The sequence below is a fragment of the Amycolatopsis sp. lyj-112 genome (assembly GCF_046549055.1).
In the GTDB taxonomy this organism is placed as follows: Bacteria; Actinomycetota; Actinomycetes; order Mycobacteriales; family Pseudonocardiaceae; genus Amycolatopsis.
Genome location: NZ_JAJPWS010000010.1, coordinates 29,287 through 47,519, shown reverse-complemented (window position 1 = coordinate 47,519; position 18,233 = coordinate 29,287). Strand labels below are relative to the sequence as shown.

The 18,233-nt window shown below is 67.4% G+C and carries 18 protein-coding genes; 5 read left to right on the top strand and 13 right to left on the bottom strand.

Features of this window, described 5'->3' with window-relative positions; all coding sequences use genetic code 11:
• The first annotated feature begins 18 nt into the window (after positions 1-18).
• Positions 19-1,029 (top strand): iron-containing redox enzyme family protein, encoded by a 1,011-nt coding sequence (locus tag ACLJRL_RS28650; protein ID WP_410659413.1) that lies wholly within the window; start codon positions 19-21, stop codon positions 1,027-1,029.
• Here ACLJRL_RS28650 and ACLJRL_RS28645 read toward each other — a convergent pair.
• A complete protein-coding gene (locus ACLJRL_RS28645; protein ID WP_410659412.1) occupies positions 997-1,236 on the bottom strand; it encodes a CDGSH iron-sulfur domain-containing protein in 240 nt (79 codons plus the stop codon). The two genes, ACLJRL_RS28650 and ACLJRL_RS28645, sit on opposite strands and share 33 nt — an antisense overlap.
• Before the next feature lie 341 nt (positions 1,237-1,577).
• On the opposite strand from ACLJRL_RS28645, the gene ACLJRL_RS28640 reads away from it, so the two are divergent.
• Positions 1,578-2,615, top strand: a complete 1,038-nt coding sequence (locus tag ACLJRL_RS28640; protein WP_410659632.1) for a DUF222 domain-containing protein — start codon at positions 1,578-1,580, stop codon at positions 2,613-2,615.
• Positions 2,616-2,851: 236 nt separating this feature from the next.
• Here the strand turns inward: ACLJRL_RS28640 and ACLJRL_RS28635 are convergent, their stop codons facing one another.
• Positions 2,852-3,739: a polysaccharide pyruvyl transferase family protein gene (locus ACLJRL_RS28635; protein WP_410659411.1), complete on the bottom strand. Its 888-nt coding sequence runs from the start codon at positions 3,737-3,739 to the stop codon at positions 2,852-2,854.
• A gap of 147 nt (positions 3,740-3,886) precedes the next feature.
• On the opposite strand from ACLJRL_RS28635, the gene ACLJRL_RS28630 reads away from it, so the two are divergent.
• A complete protein-coding gene (locus ACLJRL_RS28630) occupies positions 3,887-4,498 on the top strand; it encodes a flavodoxin family protein (RefSeq protein ID WP_410659410.1) in 612 nt (203 codons plus the stop codon).
• On the opposite strand, the gene ACLJRL_RS28625 is transcribed toward ACLJRL_RS28630, so the two are convergent.
• The 11 genes from ACLJRL_RS28625 to ACLJRL_RS28575 all read right to left on the bottom strand — a co-directional run bounded on the left by ACLJRL_RS28625 (position 4,493) and on the right by ACLJRL_RS28575 (position 16,929).
• Entirely contained in the window at positions 4,493-5,164 is a 672-nt protein-coding gene (locus ACLJRL_RS28625) for a phosphate signaling complex PhoU family protein (RefSeq protein WP_410659409.1), read from the bottom strand. The two genes, ACLJRL_RS28630 and ACLJRL_RS28625, sit on opposite strands and share 6 nt — an antisense overlap.
• Positions 5,165-5,210: 46 nt before the next feature.
• Positions 5,211-6,260 carry an FUSC family protein gene (locus tag ACLJRL_RS28620; RefSeq protein WP_410659408.1) on the bottom strand — a complete coding sequence of 350 codons (1,050 nt, stop codon included), beginning with the start codon at positions 6,258-6,260 and terminating at the stop codon, positions 5,211-5,213.
• 88 nt (positions 6,261-6,348) lie between these two features.
• Entirely contained in the window at positions 6,349-6,831 is a 483-nt protein-coding gene (locus ACLJRL_RS28615; RefSeq protein WP_410659407.1) for a hypothetical protein, read from the bottom strand.
• 86 nt (positions 6,832-6,917) lie between these two features.
• Positions 6,918-7,772 (bottom strand): SDR family oxidoreductase, encoded by an 855-nt coding sequence (locus tag ACLJRL_RS28610; protein ID WP_410659406.1) that lies wholly within the window; start codon positions 7,770-7,772, stop codon positions 6,918-6,920.
• 164 nt (positions 7,773-7,936) lie between these two features.
• The gene (locus ACLJRL_RS28605; protein WP_410659405.1) at positions 7,937-8,950 is read right to left on the bottom strand and encodes a TauD/TfdA family dioxygenase; all 1,014 of its coding nucleotides are present in this window, start codon (positions 8,948-8,950) and stop codon (positions 7,937-7,939) included.
• A 7-nt stretch (positions 8,951-8,957) separates the two neighbouring features.
• A complete protein-coding gene (locus tag ACLJRL_RS28600) occupies positions 8,958-10,379 on the bottom strand; it encodes a cation:proton antiporter (protein WP_410659404.1) in 1,422 nt (473 codons plus the stop codon).
• A gap of 9 nt (positions 10,380-10,388) precedes the next feature.
• A complete protein-coding gene (gene ddaH / locus ACLJRL_RS28595) occupies positions 10,389-11,237 on the bottom strand; it encodes a dimethylargininase (RefSeq protein WP_410659403.1) in 849 nt (282 codons plus the stop codon).
• Positions 11,238-11,281: 44 nt separating this feature from the next.
• Positions 11,282-12,535 (bottom strand): ATP-grasp domain-containing protein, encoded by a 1,254-nt coding sequence (locus tag ACLJRL_RS28590; protein ID WP_410659402.1) that lies wholly within the window; start codon positions 12,533-12,535, stop codon positions 11,282-11,284.
• Positions 12,532-13,689, bottom strand: coding sequence for an NAD(P)/FAD-dependent oxidoreductase (locus ACLJRL_RS28585; RefSeq protein WP_410659401.1), 1,158 nt, complete (start codon positions 13,687-13,689; stop codon positions 12,532-12,534). Before ACLJRL_RS28585 ends, ACLJRL_RS28590 begins: the two co-directional genes overlap by 4 nt.
• A gap of 114 nt (positions 13,690-13,803) precedes the next feature.
• Complete coding sequence (locus ACLJRL_RS28580) at positions 13,804-15,372, bottom strand: carbamoyltransferase C-terminal domain-containing protein (protein WP_410659400.1); 1,569 nt, start codon at positions 15,370-15,372, stop codon at positions 13,804-13,806.
• A gap of 87 nt (positions 15,373-15,459) precedes the next feature.
• Positions 15,460-16,929 (bottom strand): NB-ARC domain-containing protein, encoded by a 1,470-nt coding sequence (locus ACLJRL_RS28575; protein WP_410659399.1) that lies wholly within the window; start codon positions 16,927-16,929, stop codon positions 15,460-15,462.
• Positions 16,930-17,116: 187 nt separating this feature from the next.
• Here ACLJRL_RS28575 and ACLJRL_RS28570 point away from each other — a divergent pair, with 187 nt between their 5' ends.
• Together ACLJRL_RS28570 and ACLJRL_RS28565 are read left to right on the top strand one after the other, a co-directional pair.
• Positions 17,117-17,824 carry a hypothetical protein gene (locus ACLJRL_RS28570; protein ID WP_410659398.1) on the top strand — a complete coding sequence of 236 codons (708 nt, stop codon included), beginning with the start codon at positions 17,117-17,119 and terminating at the stop codon, positions 17,822-17,824.
• Complete coding sequence (locus ACLJRL_RS28565; protein WP_410659397.1) at positions 17,808-18,158, top strand: MmcQ/YjbR family DNA-binding protein; 351 nt, start codon at positions 17,808-17,810, stop codon at positions 18,156-18,158. Before ACLJRL_RS28570 ends, ACLJRL_RS28565 begins: the two co-directional genes overlap by 17 nt.
• Positions 18,159-18,233: the final 75 nt, after the last annotated feature.

The window sequence follows — 18,233 nt, the reverse complement described above, 5'->3', positions numbered from 1 at the left end:
ACCGGGTACTCCCGGGACATGACGATGATCGACCATGAGGTGGCCGCGAGGCTGCCCGAGATCCGTGGCCCGCTCTCGGCCGCCGTGGTGGACACGCTGGCGGGCGGGAGCCGGGACGACTTCGACCTCGAAGCGGCCGAGGCTGCGGACCCGTTCGGCGAAGACCTCCAGCTGGCGCTGCACATCTGCTACGAACTCCACTACCAGGGCTTCGCCGAAGTGGACGCCGGCTGGGAATGGGACCCGCGCCTGCTCGGTTTCCGGGCGGCCATGGAGCGCGTCTTCCTCGACGGGATCCGGGCCGCCGTTCCCGGCGGGGACGACGTCGAAGGCCTGCTCGACGCACTATTGGTCGAGCCCGTCGACGGCGAGGGCGTCTCGCACTTCTTGCACGACAAGGGCGAATGGTGGCACGTCGAGGAGTTCTTCGTGCACCGGTCGATCTACCACCTCAAAGAGGCCGACCCGCACCTGTGGGTGATCCCGCGGCTACGGGGCCGTGCCAAGGCGGCGCTGGTCGCCGTCGAGTTCGACGAATTCGGTGGCGGCCGGGCGGATCGGGCGCATTCGCAGCTGTTCGCCGATCTGCTGGCCGCGGCCGGTCTGTCGCCGGGCTACCTCGCCTATCTCGACCAGGTTCCGGCCTGCACGCTGGCGACGGTGAACGTGATGTCGCTGTTCGGCCTGCACCGGAGCCTGCGCGGCGCGCTGGTCGGGCACTTCGCCCATACCGAGATCACCACCGGACCGTCGGCCCGCCGGATGGACGAGGCCCTGCAACGGCTCGGCGGGGCGGCGGAATGCCGCCTGTTCTACACCGAACACATCGAGGCCGACGCCGTGCACGAACAGGTGCTGCGGCACGACGTCGTCGAGGACCTGCTGGACCGGGAGCCGGAACTGGCGGCGGACGTCGCCTTGGGCATCCAGGCCACCGAACTGCTGGAGAACCGGCTGACCGAGCACCTCAAGCAGGCCTGGTCGGCCGGTGAGACCTCACTGCTCCGGCCGCTGCACCCTTTGCCGTGACCGGCGGCGGTGGCTGGTGTCACAGAACGGATAGGTCTTGCTGCGTCGGCAGGCACAGAGGGCGACCACGAACCGGTCCGAGGTCACCGTCTCGCCGTCGTCCGTGACGACCTCGACCGGGCCCTCCACCAGAAAGGGGCCGCCACGCTCGATCCGCACGCGGGTCGCCTTCGCTGCGGGGGTGTTTCTCTCTGACTCGCCGATCATGCTTCGGACTACCCCGGTCGTGCGGTGCCAAACGTCCACAGTGGTCTGTGAGTGGGCCTGTGAGTGCTTGGCATGGTTAAAGCGGGTGTGGAGTGGGTAGCTTTACTTGCTGATGCCGGTCGCCGGGCAGTCTATTTTCTCAGGACAATCTCAGATTGAGAAGTGCGTCCGAATAGGCGTTCTTCTACTATCAACGCATGATCACTTCACTTGCTTACAACCCGGAAGCCGCGCGCTTTCTCGAGTCATCGTTTGCTGAAGAGTTGGTGCTTCGGCGGGCGCAGGGTCGTCAGGTGCGCGCGTTAGCACAGTTCGCTGGAATCGGTGGGTCCCGAAGATCGGTGACCGAGGAGGTCGCTCTACGCTTCTCGGTCTCTCGTAATCAAGCGTTCCTGCTCCTCGAAATCTCCTGCGCGCTGGTGTCGCGACTGCCGAAGACGTTGGCGGCGTTGGACTGTGGCGACATCGATCTGTTCAAGGCGTCGAAGGTCACCCAGCTCACCCGCGAAGTGTCCGACGAGGTCGCCGGGCTGGTCGACGAGCACATGTCGTCCCGTCTGGCCGGCCGTGACCCGGGGGCGATTCGTAGTTCGGTCGCTTGGGCGGTGCAGAAGTACGACCCCGACGGCTATCGCGACCGGGCGGCGAAGAAACGTGCGATGCGTCATGTGTCGCTGGGGCATGAGGGCGAGACCATGTCCACCCTCTCCGGGTATCTGCCCTCGGAAATCGCGGGTTCTATTTATGCCTCACTGGACCGCGGGGCACATACTCGGCGGGACAACGACAAGTCCAAGACGTTGGATCAGCATCGGGCCGATCTGTTCGCCGAACGCCTGTTGGCCGAAGACGGCCAAGGTAAGCCCAAGGCGCACATCCACGTCTACGTCGATTTCCTGACTCTGGCCAGCGCCCGTAACGATCCGGCGTTCCTCGCCGGGTACGGGCACATCCCAGACTGGCTCGTCCGCGAGATCGCCTCCGATCCCGACTCAACGTGGTCGCGGTTGATCACCGACCCGGCCACCGGTCAGCTCTTGGAAGCCGGCGTCGACAAGTACCGATCACCAGCGTCGCTAGCACGGTTGATCAAAGCCCGGGACCGGGAATGCACCCAGCCGGGGTGTCACCGTCCGGCGGAGTTCTCCGAGATCGATCACATCGTGACGTGGGCGCAGAATGGCAAGACCGATCACCATAACTGCCACGGCTATTGCAAAATCCACAACCTGCTCCGCGACGAACCCGGCTGGACAGCAGAACCCACTGGGAACGGCGGGATGACGATCACGACTCCCAGCGGCCACACCTACGACGCGACACCCGAACCACTCCACGACCCACGGCCTGAACCCGAGGAAGAGCCGCCGCCGTTCTGAACCGCGACCCCCCGCTCCGGGCCGTGGCGTAGGCGTGCCTGTGGCTTCACCACGCACCCGTAACTCGGCGCACGACGTTGCGGTCTATACGCGCCCTGAATCGCCCGCCAGAGGCACCGTGTTCGTCGAGCTCACTAGCGGCACCGGTCCGGAAGCCCGGCGCGGCAGGCGGGCCACAGCGTCAAAGAGACCTCAACCTGCCCCAGCCCGAACTCCGTCGCCCACCGAACCCGCCGTCACAGCACCGGCCCCGTCTTGAGCGCCTTCACCATATCCCGCACCAGCCCGTTGTCCGTCGGCAACGCGCGAAGCGCGGCAACGGCCCGGCCCTGAATCGAGGAACACCAGCGCCACCAGGAATCGAGAGCCTCCGGCTCGGTCGCCTCTTCGGCGGGTACGAGTGCCGGCCACCCGAGCGCGTCGGCCTGCGCGGTCACCTTGCCGCCGCCGGCGATCGGGTCGACGACCAGCGCTGGAACCCCCGCGCGAAGACTCAGCACCAGGCCATGCAAGCGGGTGGTGACCACAACGTCCAAATGGGACAGTATTGACGTGAATTGATCCGGTGTCTCACAACGCTCCCAGTTCGAAGCCGCCAGCCGCATGTCGAGCGGCACCCGGGCACAGTTCACCCCGGCGATCCACTCGGTCACCGAGTCATGAACCTCGGCATACCGGGCCGAGTGGCCGTGACCGCGCTGCTCCGGCGCCAGGATCACGCCCGTTACCAGCACCTGGTCGGTCGGGACGTCGATCGAGAGGTCCGGCACCCCGATCCCGTCGTGATCCCGCGCGAGCACCTGGTCGAATCCGGTGACCGCGTCATCCTGCGGAGAGGTCACGGAGACGCCGACGGCGACCCGCCAGCAGTGGGCGAACCGCCGGTGCACCTCACGGATCTGCCAGCCGTGCAGATTCCCGCCGACGAACACGACGTGGCTGTAGCGCGCCGGGTCCACGCTTTCATAGCTCAGCTCCTCCGGGCGATGGGCCGGGCTCCACGCCAGGTCGTGCGGCAGCCCGCCGGTGGCCAGCGCGTCAGCGATCCGGCGCATGCCGAGCACGTCCCCCGCGGTCGCCTCACCGTGACGGAAACTCGCCCAGCCGATCACCAATGCACGCATACCCGACGCTTACCCGGACCTGGCGGATTCACACAGGTTTTTCCGAACCCGTAGCGGGTAACCGGTCGTCATGAACAGCGGGTTCCGTCGTGCCCTGATGTCCCTGGCGTGCGGGAATCCGTGCCACCGACCTGAGCAGGAGGCACGATGACCAAGCCGTTGAAGGCCCTCGCCCTGGTGTGCACGCTCAAACCGTCCCCGGCCCCGACCAGCAGCGGGCTGATCGCGCAACAGCTTCTCGACAAGCTGGCCGAACACGGCGCCACCGGTGAGCTGGTGCGCGTGGTCGACCACGATGTCAAACCCGGCGTGGAGGCCGACATGGGCGACGGCGACGCTTGGCCGGAGATCCAGCGCAAGATCGCCGCCGCGGACATCCTGCTGATCTCGACGCCGACCTGGGTCGGCCACATGTCCAGCGTGGCTCAACGGGTTCTGGAGCGGCTCGATTCCGCACTGTCCGAAACCGACGACGAGGGCAGGCCCGCCATGTTCGGCAAGGTCGCGGTCACCGCCGTCGTCGGCAACGAGGACGGCGCGCACAAGATCACCGCCGACCTCTTCCAGGCGCTCAACGACACCGGGTTCAGTGTGCCGGCGCAGGGCGGCACCTACTGGAACGGCGAGGCCATGAAGGGTGGCGACTACAACGACCTCGACAAGACGCCGGACGCGGTCGAATCGACCAATTCGACCTTGGCTCTCAACGCCGTCCACCTCGCGAACCTGCTGAGGGAGAGTCAATACCCCGCGTCATGACACCCGGGGCGCGTCCCGCACGGCCGATTCGGGCAGTTCCCCGGTGAGCACGAAATCCATCCGCCGGGCCACCGACACGGCCTGGTCGGCGAAGCGCTCATAGAACCGCGCCAGCAGCGCCACCGAAATCGCCGGGGCGACGCCGTCCGTCCATTCAGGACCTGTCACCAGCGCCATCAGGTCCTCGTAGATCGCATCGATGCGCTCGTCCGCGCGGGCCAACGAGTGAAAGGCCTCGGCCGTCGGGTCACCGATCGTCGCGGCGAGGTCGTCCGCGACCGAACAAGCCAGTCCGCCCAATTCGCGAAACCGTTCGGTGAGGGCGTCGGGGACAGCGAATTCCGGTGTCCGCATGGCCTGTTCGGCGATGTGCTGGGCCAGATCGCCCATCCGCTCCAGCCGGTCCGCGCAGTACACCGCCGCGAGCACCGTCCGCAGATCGCCCGCGACCGGCGCCTGCAGCGCCAGCAGGCGCTGCGCGGTGAGTTCGCAGTCCGTCCGCGCGGCGTTCAACCGGACTTCGACCGTCGCCAGTTCAGCGGCGGCGGCCACGTCGCGGTCGAGGAAGACGCGGTTGGCCAGGCGAAGTTCCTCGCACGCCATGCCGCCCATATCCGCCAGCAGCTCGCCGAGAACGTGCAGCTGACCATGGAATCGTTCTCTCATGGTCGCCGTGTACCCCCGCCGTCCTCCCCTCAATCCCAGGCCGGCCTCACTCCGCGTCGAGCCGCTGGACGAGGCGGCGGGCGGGCAGCGCCATCGCCCCGAGCCCGATCGACGTCGTGACCTCGTTCGTGGGGGTGACGAGCAGGTGGTCGATCTCTTCGACGAGCTTCCGGCAGCGATCAAGCTTCTCGGGATCACCCGAACGGGCCACTTCGGCGAGGGCTTCGAGCAGATCGCCGACCACCCCGCGCGCGTACTCGCCGGGATGCCGGAACGGCTGATCGCTCGTGGCCGCTTCGCTCACCGCGTCGATCAACTGGGCGAGCGGTGGCCACAGGGAGACGAGGTTGGCCAGCGGTTCCTCCCGAGCCTTCCCGCGGCGACGAAGATTCAGGTACCGGCTCTCCCGCGTCCACCCGATCGCGTCCTCGGCCTCCATGACCAGACTCCGGACATCGCGCATGCGCTCGTTCAGGAGCTCGGCCGCTTCGGGCGGTTCGCCGCCGCGGACCAGCGCCGCGGTGTCCTTGAGGACGTCTCCGATCGCCGAAGCGAGCCGGCACGTCGCCCCCTCCAGGTGCCCTCCGTGCAGAGGGGGCAGGACGACGGCGTTGAGCACCGCTCCGATCGCCGCTCCCAGCGCGGTCTCCAGCAGCCTGTCCGCGAGCAGAACGGGTTCGGTCGCGTTGCCGTAGGAGACCAGCAGCATGCCGGTGATCCCGACCCAGACCCCCGAATCGCCGAACCCCCGCCACGACCCGATCAGCAGGCCGGTGAAGATGACCACCCCGAGCGCCACCGTCACCGACGGGATGAACTGGCCCGCTCCCGCGGCGAGCATCACCCCGGCCGCGACTGCGCCGACCTGCTGGACCCAGCCTCGTAAGGACCGGTAGACGGTCGCCTGCACAAGGAACACCGCCGCGTAGGGCGCCAGAAAAGGCTGCGGCAGCCCCAGTACCGACGTCGCCACGATCCAGGCGATCACCGCCGCCGCGGCGGCTTTCGTCGTCTGGATCAGACTCCGTCGTTCCTCGCCCCGAACCCGGAACGCCCGCCCGAACCAGGCGAAGGCCGCCGTTCCGCGTCTCGCCATCGTGCCTCCTTGACGTCTTTCCGGCCGGTTACCCGGTCCGGACGTCTCGACACCTCTCAAGGCGATCGTTTACCGGCACACTTCGATCTCAGCGCCGGTAGCGGACCTCGCCGCGCAGAGCGGGCGCGGCGGGATCGCCACAACGCTGTTCGAACGTGGCGTCGAGGGCGGTGAGCCCTTCGGCGCCACGCTCGACGCGGCTGATCGTGAACGTCGAATGGTCGTCCGCGCAGCCCAGACCGTTGGCGACGGCGAGGATACGGGCGCCGCCGGCGTGGTCGTACGTGCCGACCTGAAGCGCGCCGGACGGGGCGCTGAAGTCGAGCCGGAAGTAGGAGAAGCCGTTGTCGCCGTCGGCGTCGACGCGCAAGAGGTCACCGACCTCGCGGATCACCACCTCGTGCTCGGGCGAGTCGACCCAATACCCGCTCTTCCCGTCGATCGGAGAAGCGCCTTGTTCGGCGGAGAAGTCGATGCTCGCGATCGGTTCGTCGGCTGCCGCGACGGGCGCCAACACGCCGATCAGACCCGCGGCGACGGCAAGCGTGGTGAAGGCATGACGGAGTTTCATGGTTTCTCCCCAGTGAACGCCGCCCCAGTGAGCGGACTTCACCGATTTTGCCGGGGTCTTCCGCCGCACCGCAAAAGTAGAACTACTCAACCAGGGGTCGTCTCGCCGCCCAGCGCGGCGATCACCTCACCGCTGTAGTACGACGAAAGCCGGTTGGACGCCAGGAAGACGTACGACGGCGCGAGGTCGTCAGGATGGGCCGCCCGCTCGAACGGGACTTGCAGACCGAACTTCTCGACCTTCTCGGGCGGGAACGTCGACGGGATCAGCGGTGTCCAGACCGGCCCAGGGGCAACGCAGTTGATCCGTACGCCACGCTCGGCAAGGGCCTGCGCCATCGCGTAGGTCCAGGCGTGCACCGCGCCCTTGGTCGCGGAGTAGTCGATGAGGGACTTGTTGCCCCGCAGGCCGTTCACCGAACCGGTGTTGATGATCGCCGAACCCTTCGCCAGATGCGGCAACGCGGCGTTCGTCACCCGGAAGAAGCTGTGGATGTTCACGTCGAACGTATGCGTCCACTGCTCGTCGGTGAGTTCTTCCGGCGAGTCGACCGGCCACTGCGTGGCGACGTTGTTGACCAGGATGTCGATCCCGCCGAGTTCGTTCACGGTGCGGGCGACGATCTCCCGGCACTGCGCCGCCTCGGCCAGATCGCCCGGCAAGAGAAGGCACTCGCATCCTTCGGCTCGCACGCGTTCCTCGGTGTACTTCGCGTCCTCGTGCTCGTTGAGATAGGCGATCGCGACGTCGGCGCCCTCTTTAGCGAAGGCGATGGCCACCGCGCGGCCGATCCCGGAGTCGCCGCCGGTGATCAGCGCGCGCTTGCCGCGCAGCAGGTCACGGCCCTCGTAGTCCTCCATGGAGTCGCGGGGCAGCGGGTCCATCTTCGAGGTCACGCCCGGCGGGTCCTGCTGCTGCGGCGGCCGTAACTTCTCTGCCATCGGAACTCCTCCCGGTCAGGGTTCTGGATCTTCGCCGACCGGTTACCCGCCCTCCACCGCTCTTGAACATGGCGGTGGGCACGCGGTGTCATGAAAGGGTCTTTCAGGACACATTTCGTCCTGAAAGACCCTTTCATGACACTCGCGAAGGGGCGGCCCTGACCTCAGTGCACCCGCCGGTCCTCCGCCGTGCCCCGGTACCGGATCGTCCACAGGCTGCGCCGGATGTACGTCCGCTGCAGCCACCGGTCCCGCCCGTTGTGCCGCGCGAAGAACTGCGACCGCGCGTGCAGGCCCTTCCGATTGTTGATCAGCAGCGCCGTCCCCGGCTCCAGCTTGACCTGGTGCGCGACCTCGCGGCAGATACGCTGCAGTTCCTCCAGCGCCTGCTCCGCCTCGACGGTCTCCCCCACCACGCCGTTGGCCGAGACCGCCACCTCCGGCGAGTCCGCCGGCCCGGAGATCACCGGTACGAGGTCGGAAAGCACGTCCTCCCCCTTGGCGACGTCACGCACGTAACTGCCCGGCGCGTTCAGCCGGAACAGCGGACGGCGCAGGGTGTCGAGCACCTCGGGACTCAAGGCGGCCGAGATGTCGCGGCCGTCGGCGTAGTAGGTGACGGCTTCCTTGTTCTCGTCCTGGCGAACGCAGTTCAGCACCAGGAAGTCCGGATTGGACACGTCGTACCGGCCGACCTCGTCGTGCACGATGTCGTTGTGGAAGTTCAAGAACACGTGCGAGCTCTGGTTGGTCTGGCTGCGCGCGCCCGCCGAAACCGGGACGACGTCGTGCACGAGACGGCCGCTCTTCTCGGTGGTGAACCCGACGGGCTCGCCGAGGAGCTGGCTCAGTCCCAAAAGGACGCTCTCGGCGACGAACGTCTCTTTTTCCTTGCTGGGCCCACCGTCGATCGGCGTCTCCGGCAGTTCCGGGTCCACCGGCAGGTTGCGTACCAGCGCGACGCCGGGGGTGTCGACGTGCCTGCCGAAGTCCAGGATCGTCTGCAACTGGTCGATCGGCAGGCGCGAGAAGGCCACCCGGAGCATGGCCAGCGAACGGTCGATATCGGTGACGGGGTTCGGAAAGGACCGCAACTCGCTTCCGATGGTCTCCCGGACCTCGTCGGCGAGCACGACCTCGGCGAAGGTGCTGACTAGGGTTTCCTGCTTGCTGGTCATGGTGTCCTTATCTACTTTCCGCCGCCGCTGGACCGGCGGTCTTGTCCAGATCCTTCGCGGACTTCTTCCCGAGCTTGGCGATCAAGGTGAGAGCGGGGGCGGTGGCGATCGTCGAGACCAGCGTCATGATCACGAGCATCGCGAACACCGTCGGGCTGATCACCTTCAGCTGGAGGCCGACGTTGAGCACGACCAGTTCGGTCAGGCCTCGGCAGTTCATCAAGGCCCCGAGTGACAGCGAATCGCGCCAGCCGACGCCGGTCAGCCGGGCGGCCGTGGTGCTGCCGACCCATTTCCCGAATACCGCCACCGCCGTGATCAGGGCGCACCACCCCCACAGGCTCGCCTCGCCGAGCAGGCCGAACTGCGTGTGCAAACCCGTGTAGGCGAAGAAAAGCGGGAGCAGGAGGGTCACCGTGACACTGCCCAGCTTGCCGGCTGCGCGTCGCACCACCGGGTCCTTGCGGGGCGCGATCACGCCGAACAGGAACGCCCCGAAGATCGGGTGGATGCCGATCTCCTCGGTGGCCAGCGCCGACAGCATGATCCCCGCGAGCAGGATCGCCAGCACCGCCGTCTCGGGAACTCGCGGCAGCCACTTCGCGAGCACCGGGCGGACCGCGTAGGCCATCAGAAGCACGAAGACGACGGTCAGCGCGATGGTCAGGACGACCTCGCTGCCCGTGCCGCCCTGACTGATCGCGATCACGATCGCCAGCAGGCACCAGGCCGCCACGTCGTCGACGGCGGCGCACGTCAAGGCCAGTGCGCCCAAGGTGGTCTTCGCGATCCCGCGGTCGGTCAGGATCCTGGCCAGCACCGGAAAAGCGGTCACGCTCATCGACACCGCGATGAACAGGCCGAAGCTCAGGAAACCGACGTCCCCGCCGAAGACCGGGTACAGCCCCAGCGCCAGCACGATGCCCGAGATCATCGGCAACGCGATGCTCACCTGGCTCACCGTCACCGCGGTGAACCCGCGCCGCCGTACCGCGTCGAGGTCGATCTCCGAACCGACCAGGTACATGAAGAAGATCAGGCCCAGCTGCGCCAGGATGTTCACGATCGAGACCACGTCGCCGGGGAACAGCCAGGCGAACCCCGTAGGCCAGAGCAGACCGAGCAGCGACGGTCCTAACAGGACACCGGCGATGATCTCGCCGATGACCGCGGGCTGGCCGAGCCGGCGCGCGGCCAGCCCGGCCAGGTGGCACGCGGCCAGGATCACCGGAAGTGCGATGAGCAGTCGCGGGTACGGATCGGCCTTACCCGGCGTGGAGGTCGCCGCCACCGTGTGGCCCTGGTCGTAGGCCGAGCCGAGCCCGAGCACCACGACCACCACCACGACCGGAACCGCGATCAGCGCGGCGCCCGTCAGAACCCGCCGGACGGTGAGCGTCCGGCCGGCTTCCGGCTGCGCGGAATCCATCTGTTCTCCTTACCCGGCACGCAGTTCCAGCGTGCAGCATTTGACGCTGCCGCCTGCCTTGAGCAACTCGGACAGGTCGGCGCCGATCGGTTCGAAACCGTGTTCGCGCAGCTGGGCGGTGAGCCCGGTCGCGGCCTGCGGGAGCACGACGTGCTTGCCATCGGACACGGCGTTGAGCCCGAACGCGGCGGCGTCTCGTTCGGACGCCAGGATCGCGTCCGGGTACATCTCCTTGAGCACCAGACGGCTGTCCTCCGAGAACGCCTCCGGGAAGTACATGACCGTGTCGTCGTCGAGCACGGCGAGTGCGGTGTCGAGGTGGTAGTAGCGCGGGTCGATCAGGGTCAGCCCGACCACCGGCCGCCCGAAGAACTCACGGGATTCGTTGTGCGCCTCGAGGTTCGTGCGGAACCCGGTCCCGGCGAGGATCTTCTTCCCGGCGACGAGGTAGTCACCCTCGCCCTCGTTGATCCACTGCGCCTGCCGCACATAGCGGTACCCGTTGGCGCGGAACCACTTCAGGTAGGCCTCGGACTCCCCGCAGCGCTGCATATGCTGGAAACGCGCGACGAGCACCTGCCCTTCGACCACGGTGGCGCCGTTGGCCGCGAACACCATGTCGGGCAGGCCGGGCAGCGGTTCGAGCAGGTCGACACGGTGTCCCAGGTCGACATACAGGTCGTGCAGCCATTCCCACTGCGCGACGGCGAGTTCGGTGTAAGTGGGCTTCTTCGGGTCCATCCAAGGGTTGATCGAGTACTCGACATCGAAGTACGTCGGTCTCACCATCAGGTAGTGCCGTTGAGTGGCTGTCCGTGACACGCTTTCCTCCACGCGGTTTTGGGCGTCTTCCACCACCGGCCCCTGGGTAAGGGTCCGGTTTCGTCGAACGGAATCCGGTGCTATTTCTGCGTTTCGCTCAGCTTGACCTCGATCTTCCCGGCCAGATCGTTCGCGTTGCCCATGGCGTCGTCGAACGACGAACCGAGCGCGCCGATGCCGCCGAAGATGTTGTTGCCGAGCGGCGGGCGTTTGATCAGGTCACCCGGCTTCGCGAAGATCTTGAGGTAGTACAAGGATTCCGAGGTGCTCACCGCCGGCGGGACCTCGATCGACTCGATCACGCCGCCGGGGCAGATCAGGCACATCGCCGCGGTGTGCACACCGGTCGGACTGAAGTGATCGACGTCCGGCCGCACGCCGCGCGAGACGTTCATCAGCCCCTTGATCGGGTCGTATCCGGCTGAAAGCCTGGCCATATGGTCGAGGCCACCGCCGCCGGGACGGACGGCGATCTCCAGCAGGAACGGCTTGCCCTGGTGGAACCGGACCTCGGCGTGGAGTGCGCCCCGGGTGAGCCCCTGCGCCTGGACACCGGCGGTCACCACGGCGTGCACCTCGGCCACCTGGTCCGAGGTGAGCGACGTCGGCGCGTGGTGGACGTCGTCGTCGAAGGTCTCACCTTCCGAAGTGACTCTGTCCACAATGGAGCCGAGGTAGACCTCGCCGTCCCAGGCGAGCGCTTCGATGAGATGCTCGTGACCGTCCAAGAAGGACTCGATGAGCAGACCGTGTGGGCCGAGGTCGAGCCCCTCGGCCTCCATGTTGTACCAGCTCATCTGGTCGATCCCGGCCCGCGCCTGCTCATAGCGTTCGCGCAGCTTCTCTTCGTCGTCGACCCGGAAGACGAAGTTGCTGGCCGCGCCGAGAGTCGGCTTAAGGATCACCGGATACCCGAAGTCGTCGGCCGCCTGTACCGCGGCGTCGAGATCCTCGACGAACCGGAAGTCCGGATGGGCGGCACCGCCCTTTTCGTGCGCCTGCCGCATGATGAGCTTGTTCCGGCTCGTCCTCGCCGCGTCGACACCGACGCCGGGCAGGCCGAGCGCCTCGGCCACCGCGGCGACCAGGACCACGCCGGACTCGGAGAAGGTGAGCACGCCGTCGAAGGATTCCTCGGCGTGCCAAGCCTTCGCGTGGCGGATCAGGTCGTCGATGTGGTTGCTGCCGGCGATCCGGTAACGCTCCGGCGCCCAGAGATCGTCCGTCCCGATCCCGTTGAGCACGTACAGCACCCCGCCGAAATCCTCGATCTGCTGGTACCGGGGCAGGTAGTAGTAGGAGTTCTGGCTGGCTTCCAGTGCGAGCAGTTTCACGAAACACCTCGTAGGGCAGGACGGGTCGGGTGGATACCGGACGCGCGAACGAGCGGCCGGTCGAGTGGTTCGAGCCCGGTCGTCACCGGGGCGGCGCCGGTCAGGCGGGCCGCCAGGGACCGGGCGATCAGCGGGGCGAACTTGAAGGACGAGCCGCCGCACGCCGCGTAGGACAAGACCCGGTCGCCGAGGACGGCGAGCATCGGGCCGAGGGTGGAACGCCGGGCCAGATAGTGGCAGTCCCGGGTGTCGACCAGCCAGTCCCGGCGGAAACCCGGGATGAGCGCGGCGAACGTGTCGATCAGGTGCTCACGCCACCACGACGGCGCGACGCCGCCGCCGACCTCGTCGACGACCCGGCAGGCGCTCGCCGCGCTGAGCTTCAACGGCGTCCCGGCGACCGGCGGCACCAGCCACGCGCCGCCGGGAGTACCCAGTGACGTGATCGCCGGGGTCGCCGCCCACGCCGCCGCGTCGGCGGGCGGGACGTCGCAGTAGAGCATCGTCTGCCGGTGCAGCACGAGTTCCCTGGACAGCTCGGGCGCCAGCAGGTCGCGCGACCACGGCCCGGCCGCCAGCAGGACCGCGTCGCCTTTCAGGACCTCGCCGTCGGCCAGCCGCACCTCGGCCCGGCCGGCGTCGACCCCGATCACCTTGCGGTGCGGGTGGAGTTCGGCGTGCGCGTGCCAGCGCAGCCAGCCGGCACAGGCCGCCAGCACGCGATCGGCGAGCAGGACCCCGGCGTGGGCCTCGAAGACCGCGCCCGTGCCGGGAGCGAACCCGGCGTGCGGGAATTCCGCGGCGAGGTCGTCCGCACCGAACACTTCCGCTTTGGACCCCGCCGCGATCAGGAGTTCCTGTGCCGCCGGCGCTTGCCGAGCCGCGACCGCGGTGAGCGCGCCGACCTGCTCGTAGAACGACGTGGCCAGCACCTGCTCGAGGTCGATCCACGCGTGGTGCGCGCTGACCGCGGCCGCCGTGGTGGCGAGGTCGTCACGGTGCAGCGCGCGCAGTACCCGGTGGCGGTCGAAGGACGTCGCACCGGAAAACGGGATGTCGGCCTGGTCGGCGATGACCACCTCGTGCCCGGCCGACACGCACTCGACGGCGGTCAGCAGCGCGATGACGCCGCCGCCCGCGAGCACGATCCGCATGGCGTTCCCCCTCCGGACGAAAGATCTGGGTGTTCACGGGCACCACGGGATGCCCGGACGCCGCGGCCGGGTGGAGGCGCGGCATCCGGGACCACCCCCGGGTGCGGAAAGGAATCAGGAGTTGCGCGGGGTCACGAACGTGTCGTTGATGACGTAGCCGTCGAGGCCGTACGTCTCCCCGTATTCGATGAGATCGCTGGTGCGGTTCAGAAAGCCGCGCCCGTTGTTGTTCAGCGAGGTGTTGCACAGCACGCTGAACCCGGTCTGCTCCCGGAAGGCCTCCAGCAGATCGGTGATGCCGGCGTTGCGTTCCCGCGTCACCGTCTGGGTACGCGCCGTGCCGTCGACGTGCGTGATGGCCTTCAGCTCGTCGGAAGTGACGTGGTTGAAGTACAACATGTACGGGTCCTGCACCGAACCGACGAACCACTTCGGAGCATCGGATTCCAGCGCCATCGGCGCGATCGGGCGGTACTCCTCCCGGCGCTTGATCTTGTTGAGCCGCACCGTGGTGTCCACGGTGAACGGCGCGGCGAGGATGGACCGGTTGCCCAGCGCCCGCGGGCCCATCTCGTACCGGCCCCTGGCCCAGCCGATGATGTTGCCGTCCTTGATGTACTTCGCGACCTCGCTCGCCACGAGCGGCCGCACCTCGTACTTGGCCGGATCCGGGACGACGTCCTCGACGAAGTTCTCCCCCGCGTAGACGTCCCATTCGATGGTCGCCTGCCCGGTGTAGAACCACTGCGCGTCGATCCCCGTGCCCAGCGCGGAACCACTGTCGTTGGGGCAGGGCGGGACGAACACCGAGGAGAACAGGCCGCTTTCACGCCACAGCCGGTTCCAGTCGCAGTTCAGCCCGCACCCACCGGAGATCAGCAGCGGCAGGCCCTCGGTCATGTTCTTCGCGGCGTAGTCGTGGAACCGGTTGAAGATCGCCTGCGAGTGCTTGGCCGCCGCGTTGCGGTATTCCTGCGACCACACACCGGCGTTGTACAGGTGGGACCAGGACATCTCCTCTTTGGACAGACCGAGGATGATGCCGTCGCGATCGAGGATGAAGTCGATGGTCTTCTGCTCGTCGGGGGTGAGCGGGCCCGGCTCGGCGAACCCGGTCAGCGCCATCTGCTTGCCGGCGTCGTTGAACCGGAACTTTCCCTTGCCCAGCGGGAAACCCGGATCCGCCAGCGCGAACAGGTAGGCGTACTTCGCGCCCGGGTCGGAAAGCACGTGCTGCAGGTGAGTCGCCTCACCGCGCTCGTCGATCCGGTAGAAGTCCCCGATGTTCCCTTCCCACACCAGCGAGTAGTAAGCCTGGCCGGGTGCCGCGGGAGCCATCCCCAGTGAGGTGTAGATATGCGACCGCTCGTGGGTCGAGGAGAAGTAACGGACTTCCTTGCCGAAGAACTTCCCCGCCTCGTCGGAGATCGCACCCTCGCCGACACCGAAGTATCCGGTGCGGGAAGGGGGTTCCACCGAGAACTCTCCCTTGACCCAGCCGCCGAGCGCGACCACGTCGGGCTGCTTGTCGAGCATGCCCGCCGCCCGGGCCATCAGCTCGCCGGTGATCCGGTCGTAGCGGGGGTAGTTGTCCTTTTCCGACTCCAGCGCGAACAGCAGCTTGCCGTCCTCGATCGCCACGATCCCGCCATCGTGACCCTCTTTCATGGACAGAATCAGCATTGTGTCACCGAATTTCGCTCGCCTTCATTCGTCGATTCATTCAAGCCGCGCGGCCCGTTGACCGGAAGCTCCGCGCGGCTCGAACAATCAACCTTCGGACGATCCACCCGGCAGAGTCCGCACGGCCTCGCGGCGCAACGACTCGAACGCGGTCTTCCGGGCCCTGCGGCCCGCCATCGGGACGGCCGCCGCGAGCGCGTTCGGATCCCGTTGCCGCTCGGCGGCGAACACGCTGACCAACCTGGAAACCGCGTAGCGGCCCGCCACGTTGGCGCGCCGCAGCAGTCCGGCGTCCACGACGGATTCGAGGAGTTCGTCGGCGGTCTCGATCATGATGCCCATCGCCGCGGCGATGCCGATCGACGTCGTCCAGCCCGCGCCGCTCAGCCCGAAGTGGTGGATGGCCTCGCGCCCGGCGGGCGAAAGGTGTTCGTAGGCCGAGGTGAACCGGTCGCGCACGTTGACGTCACCGACGGAGAGACTGTCCATGAGCCGTTCGCGGTCGGCGAGCTGGCCCGCCGTGTAGGCGATCGCCCATTCCGGCCGCGCGGCGATCTTGCGGCCGACGATGTTGATCGCCAGCGGCAGATCGCCGCACAGTTCGGCGATCGCGTCAGTGGCATCGTTTTCGGCGCGTACGCGGCTCGTGCCGGCGATCCGGCCGATCAAGGCCAGCGATTCCCTGCGGCTGAACGTATCCAGCTCGATCCGGTTCGTGTCCTCCAGCCCGAGCAACCGGGCGCGGCTGGTCACCACGACCTGGCTGTGCGGAGTTCGGCCGAGCAACGGCCGCACCTGCCCCTCGTCACTGACACCCGCGAGCAGAACGAACAACCTGCGTTCGGCCAGCAACGACCGGTACAGCCCGATCCGCTGCATGGGGTCGTCGGGGACGAGGTGCGCCGGCACCCCGAGCGCGCGCAGGAACCCGCGCACTATCCCGTTCGCAGACCGGCCGCCGGTTCCGCTGTTGCTCAGGTCGGCGTAGAGCTGCCCGTCCGGGAAGTCCGCGGCGACCTCCTCGGCCAGCCGCAAGGCGAACGTGGTTTTGCCGACGCCGATCGGACCGCTGATGAGCAGCGGCACCTTGACCGGCCCGGTCGCCCCGATCATCTCGACGGCGTCGGACAGATCCCTTTCCCTGCCGACGAAAGTTCTCGAGCCCATGGGCAGCTGGGCCGGACGAGCGAGGTGGATGACCCCGGACGCCAGCGCGTGCGCGCCGTCCGCCGGTATCTCCGCCTGCGGCGGGGCGGGTGGGGGGCGTTCCTCGCGCGCTTCGACGCCGCCACCCGTTTGCCCGGCGATACTCCGCCAACGTCGTTCCCACGCCGCGCGGTCACCGCCGCACGCGGAGACGAACGCCAGTGTCACAGCGAGGGTCGGCAGCCGGTGGCCGCTGGCCGCGCTGGACAGCACGGAAGGCGCGAACAGCGCCGTCCGGGCGAGTTCCCGGTAGCTCGGGTTTCCCACCCGGTTCCGTAACACCCGCAGATCATGAGCGAATGCGGCGATCGGACCAGTGGTGACGTCCAACGGTCGCTCGGGTCTGCCCATGCCTTCTCCTCCCCTGGATGGGGTAACGCGATCGCGCTGCGTAACCGCCATCCTTGTGGCCTTCCTGGTCACAACCCTAAAGGACCAATGAACCATGCAGCAGATACAAATAGGTGACTCAATGTACAAAGTCCAATAGTTGGACGCGGAAATTCACCTGCTTGGTGGCACCGGATAGGGTTCGTCCATGTCTGACCCCCTGCCGCCACTCGCCGAACTCCGGCGTGCCGCCGAAGTGTTCAACGGCTTCGCGAATGTCGACGCCTCGTGGCTTCGGCTGCTCGAAGCTGTGTCCGATCAAAGAGGGCAGCCAGCGATCGACCTGTCACAGGCCGCACATCGCACAATTATTCTTCGGTGGCTGAACTCCTGGGGGTGCCGCATCCGGTATCCGCGCGAAGGGGAGCCCGCTCCGTTCGACGACGGGGTCACGGCGTGGTGGGAAGTATGGGGAGCCGCGCTGCCGGACGTCGACCTCGTCGACCTGACGGACGCCGGGATCGACACCGCCGCGAAGGCGTACTCAGACCTCTCGGGTGTCGTCGTCGCAGCGGGACGCGCCAGGCGTACGCTGGGCCCGACCGCCGCCGCCAAGACGCTGTATGCGTTGCGGCCCAACACGATCATGCCGTGGGACGCCGCGATCGCCACCACACTGCACGGCGATCGCGACGGCGCCGCGTTCGGCAGGCACCTCCGGCTCGGCCGGGACTGGGCCGCGGCGGTGGTCGCGGAGGCGGGAGACGAAGGGGCCACCATCCCCGCCCTGATGGGCAGGCCGGTGTCGCTGGCGAAGGTCCTCGACGAATACCTTTACGTCGCCATCACCCTGGGCGCCACGGGTGATTGGGGAACAGACAGGGGTGAATGGTGGAAAAATGGTAACCGGGGATGACGTCAGAGAGATCGCTTCGGGACTGCCCCGCGCCTATGAGGCGCTGGTCAGGGACCGGGCGAAGTTCCGCGTAGGACGAATCGTCTTCCTTTCGCTCTCACCCGACGAAACCGTGCTGGGATTCGGCTATCCCAAAGAGGAGCGGGAAGCGCTGGTGGCGGGCGAGCCGGACAAGTTCATGATGCCGATTACGTCCGATATGCGCTATCAGTGGGTTCGCGTCCGGCTGTCCGCGATCGATTACGAAGAGTTACGCGAGCTGATCGTCGACTCGTGGCGAATGTGCGTGCCGAAGAAGGTCTGGGCGGAATACCTCGAAAAGAACCCGCGCTGACCTTACTCCTTTCGGCGTGAGCCATTCAGCCCCGCCGACTGCCCTTTTCGGTCCCGTGAATTCCCTTTCGGACGA

Bases quoted from the DNA above. Each gene is read 5' to 3' on its own strand.
- ACLJRL_RS28610 (WP_410659406.1), bottom strand. From the start codon at position 7,772: ATGGCAGAGAAGTTACGGCCGCCGCAGCAGCAGGACCCGCCGGGCGTG.
- ACLJRL_RS28605 (WP_410659405.1), bottom strand. From the start codon at position 8,950: ATGACCAGCAAGCAGGAAACCCTAGTCAGCACCTTCGCCGAGGTCGTG.
- ACLJRL_RS28615 (WP_410659407.1), bottom strand. From the start codon at position 6,831: ATGAAACTCCGTCATGCCTTCACCACGCTTGCCGTCGCCGCGGGTCTG.
- ACLJRL_RS28570 (WP_410659398.1), top strand. From the start codon at position 17,117: ATGTCTGACCCCCTGCCGCCACTCGCCGAACTCCGGCGTGCCGCCGAA.
- ACLJRL_RS28650 (WP_410659413.1), top strand. From the start codon at position 19: ATGACGATGATCGACCATGAGGTGGCCGCGAGGCTGCCCGAGATCCGT.
- ACLJRL_RS28625 (WP_410659409.1), bottom strand. From the start codon at position 5,164: ATGAGAGAACGATTCCATGGTCAGCTGCACGTTCTCGGCGAGCTGCTG.
- ACLJRL_RS28600 (WP_410659404.1), bottom strand. From the start codon at position 10,379: ATGGATTCCGCGCAGCCGGAAGCCGGCCGGACGCTCACCGTCCGGCGG.
- ACLJRL_RS28645 (WP_410659412.1), bottom strand. From the start codon at position 1,236: ATGATCGGCGAGTCAGAGAGAAACACCCCCGCAGCGAAGGCGACCCGC.
- ACLJRL_RS28620 (WP_410659408.1), bottom strand. From the start codon at position 6,260: ATGGCGAGACGCGGAACGGCGGCCTTCGCCTGGTTCGGGCGGGCGTTC.
- ACLJRL_RS28565 (WP_410659397.1), top strand. From the start codon at position 17,808: ATGGTAACCGGGGATGACGTCAGAGAGATCGCTTCGGGACTGCCCCGC.
- ACLJRL_RS28580 (WP_410659400.1), bottom strand. From the start codon at position 15,372: ATGCTGATTCTGTCCATGAAAGAGGGTCACGATGGCGGGATCGTGGCG.
- ACLJRL_RS28635 (WP_410659411.1), bottom strand. From the start codon at position 3,739: ATGCGTGCATTGGTGATCGGCTGGGCGAGTTTCCGTCACGGTGAGGCG.
- ACLJRL_RS28575 (WP_410659399.1), bottom strand. From the start codon at position 16,929: ATGGGCAGACCCGAGCGACCGTTGGACGTCACCACTGGTCCGATCGCC.
- ACLJRL_RS28585 (WP_410659401.1), bottom strand. From the start codon at position 13,689: ATGCGGATCGTGCTCGCGGGCGGCGGCGTCATCGCGCTGCTGACCGCC.
- ACLJRL_RS28630 (WP_410659410.1), top strand. From the start codon at position 3,887: ATGACCAAGCCGTTGAAGGCCCTCGCCCTGGTGTGCACGCTCAAACCG.